A 12,407-nucleotide genomic window follows, 5' to 3' on the forward strand; every position below is an offset into this window, starting at 1 on the left:
TACTGGTCCTTGAAGTCCTGGGTAAAGGGGTAGCCGCTGGGCATCGCATCGCTCCTGTAGTTTCAGAGCGTTGCACTGACCATATGACTCTGCCGCGCGCTTTCCGGCGTGAAGGCGACACTCGGCGGAGCTTTCCGGCGTGAAGGCGACACTCGGCGGGGGAAGCGGGAGAAGCGGAGGAAGCGGAGGAAGCGGATTTGGCTCAGGTGGTTTTCGGTGCTGCGTCAAGGGGACACACTGCCTGCAGGAAGGCCAGAGTTTCCGTCAGGGTCTGCCGCGCTTCTGAACGGTTCAAATGGAACTGATATTCATGCGGCAGGGGCGGGTAGTGGTTCTGCGGCCAGAACCGCGTGCGGACGTCCGTGTGCAGCTGTGTGAGCCGCACCGCCAGCGGAATGGACTGGGTGGCGGTCAGATTGTCTCCGTTGCCGCCGCTAATGAATGCCGGCGGAAAGTCGCCCGTGACGTCGCTGAGCACCGAGATGTCCCGGCCGGCCGCTGTACGGGACCACTTCCGTTTCCCGGAGTAGGCCCACAGCGCGGTTTTGAAACCCCAGCCAAGGATTCCCTGCAGCGAGGCCAGAGCCGCGACGTCGTAGATCCCGCAGTGCAGGATGACGCCGCGGAGATCGTGACGGCTCAGCGGAGACGGCAGGCCGGTCCGCCGGGCATACTCCGGGCTGGTGCTGAGCACCGCCAGCTGGGCCGCCAGCTGGGCGCCGGCGGAATCCCCGGCCAGGATGATCCGGCGGGGATCGGCGCCAAAGTCCGCGGACTCCTTCTGCAGGAAAGCCAGCGCGGCTGCCACATCCTGAAGGGCCTGCGGATAGACGGCCCGCGGGGAACGGGTGTAGCTCACGCCGGCGGCCGCATACCCGGAGGCGGCCAGGATGCGCAGGTAGGGTTCGACGTCGTACCGGCTGCCCGAAAGCCAGGCCCCTCCGTGGATCCACACCACCAGAGGTGCCGGAGCGGGCGCCTCCGTGGGCACAAAGAGATCCAGGCTTCCGGCCGGAAACTGCAGACCCCGGTGCTGGGCCACTCCGCCGGCAGGCACATGCAGCGCCATGACGGTGGCCAGCTGCCGGGCGCCGCGGTGGAACACGGCGCGGATCAGCAGCGCTGAAGGCCAGGGACTGAGGCGAGAACAGGCGGCAACGACGACGACGGCGGCAGCTGCGGCGGCTGCGGCTGCCGCGACGCGGGGGAGACGGTGCATGCACCCACCTAGATGCGGAGCTGTTGCTGATGGAGGGGCGGGACGGCGGAGGGAGGGGCTAGGGCAGCATCCACTCCAGCACCGGTGTGGACTGCAGGAACACGATGCAGCACAGGGCCAGCAGCAGTCCCACACTCCAGCCCAGCACCTTTCGGAAGAGCACTGACTCCTGCCCGCTCATGTTGACGGCGGCGGCTCCGATCGCCAGGTTCTGCGGGCTGATCAGCTTGCCCATCACACCGCCGCCGGTGTTCGCGGCGACCATCAGCTGCGGATCGATGCCGGCCTGAATGCCGGCGGTCTGCTGCAGTTTGGCGAAGAGGGCGTTGGCGGAAGTGTCGGAACCGGTCACGGCGGTGCCGATCCAGCCCAGCACGGGGGAGAGGAAGGCAAAGAACGCGCCGGTGCCGGCCAGCCAGGTGCCAATCGAGATGGTCTGACCGGAGAAATTCATGACATAGGCCAGGGCCAGCACTGCAAGGATGGTCAGTGCCGCAGACCGAAGCCGGACCGCCGTGCGGCCAATTTCCTTCACAGCGTTGCTGATGCTCAGCGGATACCGGCCGCCGTCGTTGAACCTGGAATAGACCACCGCCTCAATTAATCCGCTGATAAGCAGCAGAGTGCCCGGGCTGATCAGCCACTCGAAACTGTAAACCGTGGAAGACTGGTGCTGCCCGTTGGCGTCCAGCAGTCTCTCATGCAGCACCGGCCAGGGAATCTCGATGACGGTCTTCTCCAGCGCCTCGGGAATGTTAATGCCCCAGGTCCACAGGTTTACGATGCCGAAGATCACGATCACCAGCACGTACGGAAAGAGTGCCATCCAGGCCCGGCCCGGAGTGAGCCGGTCCGCTGAGGTGTCGCTGGCGGCCGTGCCCACGTCCGCGGAATCTCCGGAGGGGGTCCAGCCTGAGGCACGGGCCGCGGCCAGCTCGCTGGCCATCCGCGCGTCGGCCTCTTCTCCGTTGCGCGGATGCCAGATCCGCAGGAACCCCACGGCGGCCACCATAGCCATCAGGGAGGCGACGATGTCCGTGAGTTCATAGGAAAAGTAGTTGGAGCACAGGAACTGCACTATGGAGAAGACGACGCCGGTTACCAGCGCCACCGGCCAGCAGTCCCGCAGCCCTTTGCGCCCGTCCAGGATGAACAGCAGCACCAGCGGAATGAAGAACGCCAGCAGCGGGGTCTGACGTCCCACCACGGCAGCAATCTCTTCGCCCGGATAGTTGGTGAGGTTCGCCGCCGTCGTAATGGGAATGGCCAGCGCACCAAAAGCCACGGGGGCGGTGTTGGCCACCAGAACGGCGGCAGCGGCGCGGATGGGCGCTATGCCCAAAGCCAGCAGCATGGTGACGGTAATCGCCACAGGGGCGCCAAAACCAGCCAGCGCCTCCAGGAGCCCGCCGAAGCAGAAGGCCACGAGGATGGCCTGGACACGCAGATCGCCGCCGCCCACGGCGTCGAACACGCGGCGCAGGTCCTCGAACCGGCCGCTCAGGACGGTGACCTGATACAGCCAGACAGCCATGATGATGATCCAGACCACCGGAAACAAGCCGAACGCCGCGCCCTGGGTGCCGGAGAGCAGAGCGAGGCCGAGTGGCATTTTGAAGCCCAGGACGGCAATCACCAGTGCCGCCAGCAGGGCCCAGGCGCCGGCAACGTAGGCCTTGGTTTTGGCGAAGGCCAGCAGGAGGAAAAAACGAGTAGGGGAACCAGTGCCAGCAGTGCGGACCAGGTGAGGCTGTTGGCTACTGCGTCGGTGGCGGGGGTATAGCTGTCCATGGAAACCTCCGGGTCGCGCCGGACGGCGGCGCCAACGGAAAAACACGGCCAGGGCGGCGCCTCCGGTACGCAGGCTGAGCGAAAGACACAGTGAAGGCCCCATCCCAAGGCTAAGACTGCCCGGGTGCTTTGGCGCGGACTGCGGGGGAATCCCCCGCGGGGCGGCCCCCTGTCTTGGGTCGAGGCGAGACCGGGCGTCGAGGTTACTTGGGGTCGGTGTACCAGCCTCGGGCCAGATAGACGTCGAGGTACGCGCCGCGGTCCACATCAAGGTCCTCGCGGCGGGTCAGCCCTGCGGCGAGGGCAGTGTGCTGCGAACCGAGGTTGTCCAGGGTGGTATAGGCAACCACCGGCAAACCGGGAAGCAGCTTGTCTGCCAGCCGGACGGCCTCGCGGGCGCCCTCCTTGGCATAGCCGCGGCCCCAGGCCTCGGGCACATAGCGGTAGTAGAGGTTCAGGGCCGGCCGGGCATGCACCAGCCGGTGGGACAGCCCGGTGAACCCAATCAGGGTCTGGGGATCATCCTGGGTGGACACTGCCCATACGCCAAAGCCGTGGCGGTACCAGTGCAGCCCTATCTCATGAAAAATCCGCGCAGAGGAGGCACGGGTGACCGTACTCGGAGCGGGATGGTGCACATTGGTCCGGGGATCGGTGTGCAGATCCAGGGCGGCATTTTCATCGGCGCCAACGGGTCGCCGCAGTATCAGCCGGTCGGTATGGACCGGGCTCCAGTCGGCAGCATCCTGAGTGGGCATGGACCTACTTTAGGACATGGTTCCGGACCGGGACCACCGGCCCTACGACGCCGCAGGTTCCGTATCGGCGTCGGTACGGCGCTCGCGGTGGTGGCGCACATAGCCCAGCGCGGCCACGGCGATGGAAATGACGGCCGACAGCGCCAGGCCCAGCCACAGGTCGACCTTCAGGGCCGCCGCACCCGCAAGCGCGCCGAGCAGGATCAGCGCCACGGCCAATGCCCGCCGCTGCCAGTATTGGCTGCTGCCGCCGGCCAACTTTGAATCGGATGCCAGCCCGGTGATGGTGGAGGTGACCACCACTGTGGTGATTTCGGCAACCTTCAGCCGCTTCGCCGTTGCCGCCTGCACGCCCATGACCGCAGCCATGGTGGACGTTGTGAAGCTGCCCAGGTGTTCATTGCCCTGGACATCCGCCACCGCAACAAAAACTGCAAGTGCGCTGAGCCCGGCGGCAACGAGGGTCAGGGCAGTGGAGGTCCGCCAGGACCAGCCTTCCGGACCCTTGCGCAGCATTCGTCCCGCCAGGGCTGCGCCGAGCATGAAAAACACCAAAGCCAGCGCGGGCCGCAGGATCGGCAGGTCCGCACCGCCGGCAAAGGCCATGCCCAGAAGTACGACGTTTCCCGTCATGTTGCCGGTGAACACCCGGTCCAAACCCAGATAGCCGACGGCGTCCACCACCCCGGTGGAGAAGGTCAGCGCCAGCATCAGCCAGAGATGGACCCGCTCGGTGGGCACCGCATTCAAACGCTTCACGCTGGGCAACTCCTTGGAAAAATTTCTGCTTAATAAAGTGTGATCAAGGCAACTGTATACGAACTTATAGGTGTAGCTTCGATTGTATTCAAAAGCCGGACCCAAGAGATTCAAGGATCCCCATGGCATCTTTTCGTACCGTACATCGACCGCCGGGCCGGGGTCTGCCGGCAATGACGGCAGCTGCCGCCGGCTGTGCCGCACTGCTGCTGCTGACCTCCTGCGCCCCGATCCAGGCCCTCGAACCCGCTCCGGAGCGCCAGGATGTTCCTGCCGCGGAGCTGGACGGGAAAACGGTCATTGAAGGCGGGGACCTGGTCATGGCCCTCTCCGCTGAGCCCGACCGCCTGGACCCCACCACCTCGTCCTCGCTTTACACGCGCTATGTCATGCAGACCATGTGCCAGAAGCTCTATGACATTGACGCGGAAGGCCAGCTGGCGCCGCAGTTGGCAACCGAGCTTCCGGAAATCTCCGCCGACGGACTGACCGTGCGCATCCCGCTGCGCACGGATGCTGTCTTTGCAGACGGAAGCCCCTTCAACGCCGAGGCCGCGAAGACAACTTTGGAACGGCACCTCAGCCTGGAGGGCTCCACCCGAAAGGGCGAGCTGGGTCCGATCAGCAGCATTGATGCCGCGGATGAGTTCCTGCTGGAAATCAGCTACGAAACTCCCTTCGCACCGCTGACGGCGGCCCTGGCAGACCGTGCCGGGATGATGCTCTCACCCACCGCCCTGGAACAGGCCGGGAACGCCTTTGGCGACCATCCGGTCTGTGTGGGCCCCTTCAAGTTCAAGGAGCGGGTTCCCCAGACATCCATTTCGGTGGAACGGGACCCGCTGTATTACGACGCCGGCGCCGTCCATCTGGACACCATCACCTACCGCATCATGACGGACGCCAACATCCGCGCGGCCAACCTGCGCTCCGGCGATGTGCAGGTAGCGGACACCATTTCGCCCCAGGACGTGGATGCGCTGATCCAGGAGCAAGGCCTGGGCATCCTGCAGATCGGTTCGCTGGGCTACCAGGCAATGACGGTCAATCTCGGTAACGTGGACGGCACCGGAGAGCCGCCCGGGGACGTCGGCACGCCGCTGGCCCAGCAGGCGGACATCCGCCGGGCGCTGTCCATGTCCGTAGACCGCGAAGCCCTGGTGAACACGGTGTTCAACAGCTGGTACGAACCGGCCTGCTCGCCGGTGTCTCCGAGCAGTCCGTACACCTCAGCGCTGAGTGAAGACTGCGTGGACTTTGACCCGGAGGCGGCGCGCGCCCTGCTGGAATCCACCGGGGCACCGGTGCCGTTTCCCATCACCATGCAGGTCACCAATTCCCCGGACACGCTGCGCTATGCACAGGCGCTGCAGGCTGCCGTCTCCGAGGGGGGCTTTGACCTGACCATCCGCCCGGTGGAGTATTCCACCCTGCTGGATGTACAGACCCGCGGTGATTTTGAAGCCCTTCAGCTGGGCTGGTCGGGCCGGATCGATCCGCACGGCAACATGTCCAACTTCCTGAAGACCGGCGGCGGAAACAACTACTCCGGGTATTCCAATCCCGAGGTGGACCGGCTGCTCACCGAAGCCTCGCAGTCCACCGATCCGGACACCCGGGCCGCGCTTTACGGAAAAGTGGTGGAGCAGGTTCACATAGACAACCCCATCCTTTATCTGTACCGGGTGCGCAGCCTGACCGGGTACAGCAAAGATATTGCCGGTGTGGCGACGTATCCCGACGGCGTGGTCCGGCTTGGCACTGCGGCGTTCGTGGAAAAGGAAGGCTGAACATGCTCCGCTATCTTGGCACCCGCCTGTGGCAGTCCGCGCTCACACTTCTCCTGGCCTCCCTGGTGATCTTCTTCGGCGTCCGCCAGCTTCCCGGCGATCCGGCGCTGGCGATGGCCGGGGAAGAAGCCACCCCCGAGCAGGTGGAAGCCGTCCGGGAGCAGCTGGGACTCAACGAATCCGTGATCACCCAGTACCTGAAGTTCATCGGCAACATGTTCCGGGGCGACTTCGGCACCTCCACCCGGACCGGGACAGCCGTCACGGACCTGATTGCCACCACGCTGCCGGTCACCCTGTGGCTGTCCGCCTACGCCATTGCCGTGGCCGTGATTGTGGGCATCCTCTTTGGCGTCATCGCTGAACGCTTCCGCGGCCGGTGGCCGGAATGGGCGGCCAACGGGTTTGCCCTGATTGGCCTGTCCGTTCCGAACTTCTGGCTGGGCATCCTGGCCATCCTCTACCTGTCCGTGACGCTGGGCTGGTTTCCGGCTTCGGGCTACGTGGACGTTACCGAGGATCCGCTGCGCGGGATCTACTACCTGACGCTGCCGGCACTGATCCTGGGCACCGGACTGGCCGCCGTCATCATGCGCCAGACCAGGGCCTCCATGATCGAGACCATGAACACCGACTACGTCCGCACCGCCCGCGCCAAGGGCCTGGGGCGGGGCCGGGTCCTGATGCGTTATGGACTGCGCAACTCCCTGATTGTGGTGGTCACGATTGTGGGCCTGCAGCTTGGCGGGCTGATCTCCGGCGCCGTGGTGACCGAACGGATCTTCGCCCTGCCCGGTTTCGGTAAGCTCACGCTGGACGCCGTCTTCACCCGCGACTATCCGGTCATCCAGGCCGTGGTCCTGATCATCACCGTCTCTTACATTGTGATCAACCTGGCCGTGGACATCCTGTACTCCCTGATCAATCCGCGCATCCGAGTCGGAGGAAGCAACTAATGGCTGTTACCGAGACCGTTCTTTCCCCCACCCCGCCCGGAACGGACCAGGGGCTGGGATCCGGCCGTGGCAGGATCCTGGGATCCCTGCTGCACAACCCGCTGGGACTGACCGGCGGGATCCTGCTGGCGCTCGTCGTCCTGGCCGGACTCCTGGCCCCGGTCCTGGCCCCCTACAGCCCCACCCAGGTGCACTTCGAGACACCGTTCCAGAAGCCCGGCACAGTAGGGTTCCTGCTGGGCACCGACGACCTGGGCCGTGACATCTTTTCCCGGCTGCTCTTCGGAATCCAGGCCTCGCTCAAGGTCGGTGCCCTGTCCGTGGCGCTGGCCGTGGTGATCGGCACCCCGCTGGGCCTGCTGGCCGGCTACTGGCGCTGGCTCGACGGCATCATCTCCCGGATCACCGATGTGACCCTGGCCTTTCCCTTCCTGATCATTGCCGTGGCACTGGCTGCCATCAGCGGTCCCAGCCTCACCAATGCCGCCGTCGCGCTGGGCATTGCCCAGGTGCCCACCATGATTCGTGTGGTCCGCGGGGAGACCCTGCGCATCAAGGAGAGCGATTTTGTGCTCGGCGCCAAGACCATGGACGCCTCCGGGCTACGGATCATCTTCAGTCACGTGCTGCCCAACGCCGCCTCGGCCGTGATTGTGCAGGCGACAGTGATTATGCCGGTGGCCGTGATCGGCGAGGCGCTGCTGTCCTTCCTGGGCCTGGGCATCCAGCCGCCCACCCCAAGCCTGGGCATCATGCTCTCGGATGCTCAGCAGTACATCTTCCGCTCACCGACCGCGGCAATCTTCCCGGGCCTGGCCATCGCGGCAATCTGCTTGTCCTTCAACCTCTTTGGGGACGCCCTGCGTGACGCCCTGGACCCCACCAACTCCAGCCGAAAGTGACCCGTGACCTACACAGCACCCGATTCCTTTACCACCCGCCCCACCCTCCAGGGCACGTTCGGCATGAGTGCGTCCACCCATTGGCTGGCCACCGCCTCCTCCCAGGCAGTGCTCGAGCGTGGCGGCAACGCCTTTGACGCGGCTGTGGCCGCCGCCTTTGTCCTGCACGTGGTGGAACCGCACCTCAATGGCCCCGGCGGGGACATGACCGCGGTTTTCGTGACCGCGGAGAACCCGTCCGAACCAGTGGTCCTCATGGGCCAGGGCGCCGCTCCGGCGGGCGCGACGCCGGAACACTACCTTTCCGAGGGCCTGGAACTGGTGCCCGGAGCCGGCGCCCTGGCCGCAGCCGTTCCGGCCGCCGTCGACGCCTGGCTGATGCTGCTGCGGGACCACGGCACGTGGGAACTCGGTGATGTGCTGGCGTTCGCCGTCAGCTACGCGCGCAACGGCCACCCGGTGGTGGGCCGGGTGGGCAGCACCATCGCCTCCGTGGCGGACCTCTTCGCCGAGCACTGGCCCACCTCGGCCGCGCTGTGGATGCCCGAAGGACAGATTCCGGCGGACGGGGATGTCATTCGGAACGAGGCCTACGCGGGGGTTCTGGACCGGCTCGCGGCAGCGGGGGAATCCGCGGGGAGCCGTGAAGAGCGGATCGACGCCGCCCGGCGCGAATGGCGCGAAGGCTTCGTGGCGCGTGCCGCGGTGGACTTCCTGTCCGCCCCGCACCGCCACTCCTCCGGCGCAGACCACGCCGGCGTCATGACCATGGCGGACTTTGCATCCGGCAGCGCCGCCTACGAGCCGGCCCTGACTTACGAATTCCGCGGCCACACCATCGCCAAGACCGGACCCTGGGGACAGGGACCGGCGCTGCTGCAGACACTGGCGATCCTGGCCGGCTACGCGGACGAGTATCTGGACCCCTCCACCGAGCTGGGCGCACACACCATCCTGGAGGCGCAAAAACTGGCTATCGCCGACCGTGAGGCCTATTACGGCGACGCCCATGTTCCGATGGACTACCTGCTCAGCGAGGAGTACGCCGCCTCCCGCCGCGCGCTGATCACCGAGAAGGCCTCGCACGAGTTCCGTCCCGGAACCGTGCCCGGCCACACGCCGTTTCTTCCGCCGCTTCGCACCGAGTACTTCGCGCCGGCGCTGGGCGGGCAGCAGGCCTTCGCCGGCGTGGGGGAGCCTACCGTCATGCCCACGGGGGAGACCCGCGGCGACACTTGCCATGTTGATGTGGTGGACCAGTGGGGGAACATGGTTTCCGCCACGCCGTCCGGCGGCTGGCTGCAGTCCTCGCCCACCATTCCGGAGCTGGGCTTCTGCCTGGGCTCGCGGCTGCAGATGACCTGGCTGGAAGCGGGCGCGCCGTCCACCCTGGCCGCGGGCAAGCGGCCCCGGACCACGCTGACGCCCACTCTGGTGCTCAAGGACGGGCAGCCGGTCACGGCCCTGGGCTCGCCCGGCGGCGACCAGCAGGACCAATGGCAGCTGCTGTATCTGCTGCGCACACTGGTGGGCGGATATTCGCCGCAGCAGGCCGTAGACGCCCCCGCCCTGCACACCACCTCCATTCCCGGGTCGTTCTATCCCCGGACCTGGACACCCGGCGGAGCCGTTGTGGAAGACCGGCTGGGCGACGCCGTTATTGAAGGCCTCGAAGCCCGCGGCCATGTTCTTACCCGGGCCGGGGACTGGGCCCTGGGCCGCCTATCCTGTGTGATCAGCGATCCGGCCACCGGGCTGCTCAAGGCAGCCGCCAACCCGAGAGGAGCTCAGGGATATGCAGCAGGACGCTAACACCACTGATCCGGACACGCTGCTCGCCGTCCGGGACCTGGAAGTCAGTTTCGGCGGCACAGCAGTGCTGCACGGCATCAGCCTTAATCTGCGCAGGGGCGAGCGCGTGGCGATCGTGGGCCAGTCCGGCTCCGGGAAGTCCACCACCGTTGCGGCGGTCCTGCGGCTGCTGCCCGGCAGCGGAAGAATCACCGGCGGGTCCATTGACCTCGACGGCGAGGACCTGGCTGCCGCCCCCGAGGCCCGAATGCGCGGCATCCGCGGCCGGCAGATCGGACTGGTACCCCAGGACCCCATGTCCAACCTCAATCCCGCCATGAAGGTGGGGGCGCAGATTGCCGACGCCCTGGTCAGCAACGGCAGGCCAGGTGTCACGGAGAATAACCGCGAGGGGGTCAAACGCCGCGCAGTGGAACTCATGGCCGAGGCCGGCATTCCCGACGCGGAACGCCGCTACGGCCAGTATCCGCACGAGTTTTCCGGCGGCATGCGCCAGCGCGTGCTCATTGCCATTGCCCTGGCCGGTGACCCGGAGCTGCTGATCGCCGATGAACCCACCTCCGCGCTGGACGTGACGGTGCAGCGGCAGATCCTGAACCACCTCCAGAAGCTGGTGGAAGCGCGCGGCACCACCCTGCTGTTCATTACGCACGACCTTGGGCTGGCGGCGGACCGTACCGACCGGATCATCGTGATGGCGGACGGCAGGATTGTGGAGGAAGGAACCCCGGGGCAGATCCTCCTGGATCCGCAGCAGGACTACACCAAAGCGCTGGTGGCGGCAGCACCGTCGGTCTCCGCGGCGCTCTCGCCCGAGGAATCGTCAGCCGCGGAGGCACCGGAAGGCCATGCTTCGGACCAGGTGGTGCAGGTTCGGCACCTGGTGAAGGAGTTCACGCTCCGGGGCCAGCGGGGGCAGGTGGTGCGGGCACTGAATGACGTCTCCTTCAGCGTCGCGAAGGGAACCACCACCGCCGTCGTCGGCGAATCCGGTTCCGGCAAAACCACTGTGGCCCGCATCCTGCTGGGACTGGAAACGCCCAGCAGCGGCGAGGCACTGGTGGGCGGGCAGGCCATCTCCGCCAGCCGCGGACCGGAACGGCGCCGCCTGCGCCGGATGGTGCAGCCGGTGTTCCAGGACCCCTACGGATCTCTGGATCCAACCTTCAGCATTGAGCGGCTGATCGACGAACCGCTGCGCATCTTCGGCATCGGTGACCGCGCCAGCCGACGCAACCGGGTGGCGGAGCTGCTGGACCAGGTGGCGCTGCCGCGCAGCGTCGCCCAGCGTCGGCCGAATGAACTGTCCGGCGGCCAGCGCCAGCGCGTGGCCATTGCACGTGCCCTGGCGCCCGAGCCGGAGCTGCTGATATGTGATGAAGCGGTCTCCGCGCTGGATGTGCTGGTGCAGGACCAGATTCTGTCACTGCTGGCCGATCTGCAGGACAGGTTGGGGCTGACCTATCTGTTCATCACCCATGACCTCGCGGTGGTCCGGCAGATTGCACATAATGTAGTAGTTATGAAGTCCGGAGAAGTCATTGAGAGCGGCACAGCGGACCAGGTTTTCCTGGCCCCGCAGCAGGAGTACACCTCGGAGCTGCTGAGCGCGATCCCGGGAGCGGCATTTGCCCGCTGAATCGGCGGACGCCGGGCTTTCCGGGCCAGCTGCCGTCCCCAAAGAGCGCATCGAAGACGAAATCCGGCGTGACATTATCTTCGGTGGGCTGGCTCCCGGTGCCCGCATTACCGAGGCCGCGCTGGCCCGGAAATATGGCATTTCGCGGGTGCCGGTCCGGGAGGCGCTGCGCACCTTGGAAGCGGAAGGGTTCGTGGAATCCCGTCCGTACGCCGGCTCCACAGTCTCCAACATTCCGGTGGACGAGGCGGATGATCTCTTCGCCGTGCGGACCGTGGTGGAGACGGCCGCTGCCCGCCGGGCCGCCGAACGCGCCGGACGGCAGCTCGCCGCAGGAACGCCCGACGACGCGTGGTGGGCAGCGCGCGGCAGGATCGCCGACATCCTGGCTGCCGGGGACACCGCTGTGGCGGAGGGCAGCCTGGAAAAGCTGCCGGAACTGAACGTACGGTTCCATTTGGCGGTGGCCGAGCTGGCGGACAGCCGCTCGCTCACGGCACTGCTGCGCCAGCTTGCAGGCAAGATCGAATGGCTCTACGCCGCGGACGTTGATAACCGCGGCAAGGATTCCTGGAGCGAACACCGGGTACTCATGACCGCCGTCGACTCCGGGGATCCGGAGCGCGCCCAGCAACTGATGTGCTCCCACGTGGAGCAGTCACGCGCCGGTTACCTGAGCCGGTTCACCCCTTCCCTCCCGCCGCCCCCTTCCCTCCCGCCGCCCCCTTCCCTCCCGCCGAACTAGCAGAAGGTGCTGCTCTGAGCGCTCAGAGCAGCACCT

At 66.4% G+C, this 12,407-nt stretch carries 9 protein-coding genes and 1 pseudogene; 6 read left to right on the top strand and 4 right to left on the bottom strand.

Features of this window, described 5'->3' with window-relative positions; all coding sequences use genetic code 11:
- Nucleotides 1-202: 202 nt before the first annotated feature.
- From ABIB35_RS01790 to ABIB35_RS01805, 4 genes and pseudogenes are all read right to left on the bottom strand, one after another.
- Nucleotides 203-1,219: an alpha/beta hydrolase gene (locus tag ABIB35_RS01790; protein ID WP_354178393.1), complete on the bottom strand. Its 1,017-nt coding sequence runs from the start codon at nucleotides 1,217-1,219 to the stop codon at nucleotides 203-205.
- A gap of 58 nt (nucleotides 1,220-1,277) precedes the next feature.
- A pseudogene (locus tag ABIB35_RS01795) lies at nucleotides 1,278-3,010 on the bottom strand (L-lactate permease).
- Nucleotides 3,011-3,213: 203 nt separating this feature from the next.
- A complete protein-coding gene (locus ABIB35_RS01800; protein WP_354178394.1) occupies nucleotides 3,214-3,768 on the bottom strand; it encodes a GNAT family N-acetyltransferase in 555 nt (184 codons plus the stop codon).
- A 42-nt stretch (nucleotides 3,769-3,810) separates the two neighbouring features.
- On the bottom strand, nucleotides 3,811-4,527 hold the full coding sequence (locus tag ABIB35_RS01805) for a YoaK family protein (protein WP_354178395.1): 717 nt from the start codon (nucleotides 4,525-4,527) through the stop codon (nucleotides 3,811-3,813).
- A 122-nt stretch (nucleotides 4,528-4,649) separates the two neighbouring features.
- Between ABIB35_RS01805 and ABIB35_RS01810 the strand changes: the two genes are divergently transcribed.
- The 6 genes from ABIB35_RS01810 to ABIB35_RS01835 all read left to right on the top strand — a co-directional run bounded on the left by ABIB35_RS01810 (nucleotide 4,650) and on the right by ABIB35_RS01835 (nucleotide 12,371).
- Nucleotides 4,650-6,317 carry an ABC transporter substrate-binding protein gene (locus tag ABIB35_RS01810; protein ID WP_354178396.1) on the top strand — a complete coding sequence of 556 codons (1,668 nt, stop codon included), beginning with the start codon at nucleotides 4,650-4,652 and terminating at the stop codon, nucleotides 6,315-6,317.
- A gap of 2 nt (nucleotides 6,318-6,319) precedes the next feature.
- The gene (locus ABIB35_RS01815) at nucleotides 6,320-7,273 is read left to right on the top strand and encodes an ABC transporter permease (RefSeq protein WP_354178397.1); all 954 of its coding nucleotides are present in this window, start codon (nucleotides 6,320-6,322) and stop codon (nucleotides 7,271-7,273) included.
- On the top strand, nucleotides 7,273-8,175 hold the full coding sequence (locus tag ABIB35_RS01820) for an ABC transporter permease (protein WP_354178399.1): 903 nt from the start codon (nucleotides 7,273-7,275) through the stop codon (nucleotides 8,173-8,175). The genes ABIB35_RS01815 and ABIB35_RS01820 overlap by 1 nt, the downstream gene beginning before the upstream one ends.
- Before the next feature lie 63 nt (nucleotides 8,176-8,238).
- Nucleotides 8,239-9,987 (top strand): gamma-glutamyltransferase family protein, encoded by a 1,749-nt coding sequence (locus ABIB35_RS01825; protein ID WP_502915712.1) that lies wholly within the window; start codon nucleotides 8,239-8,241, stop codon nucleotides 9,985-9,987.
- Nucleotides 9,971-11,626: a dipeptide ABC transporter ATP-binding protein gene (locus ABIB35_RS01830; protein ID WP_354178403.1), complete on the top strand. Its 1,656-nt coding sequence runs from the start codon at nucleotides 9,971-9,973 to the stop codon at nucleotides 11,624-11,626. Before ABIB35_RS01825 ends, ABIB35_RS01830 begins: the two co-directional genes overlap by 17 nt.
- Nucleotides 11,616-12,371: a GntR family transcriptional regulator gene (locus ABIB35_RS01835; RefSeq protein WP_354178405.1), complete on the top strand. Its 756-nt coding sequence runs from the start codon at nucleotides 11,616-11,618 to the stop codon at nucleotides 12,369-12,371. Before ABIB35_RS01830 ends, ABIB35_RS01835 begins: the two co-directional genes overlap by 11 nt.
- The last annotated feature ends 36 nt before the right edge of the window (nucleotides 12,372-12,407 follow it).

The organism is Arthrobacter sp. UYP6 (genome assembly GCF_040547315.1).
GTDB lineage: Bacteria > Actinomycetota > Actinomycetes > Actinomycetales > Micrococcaceae > Arthrobacter_B.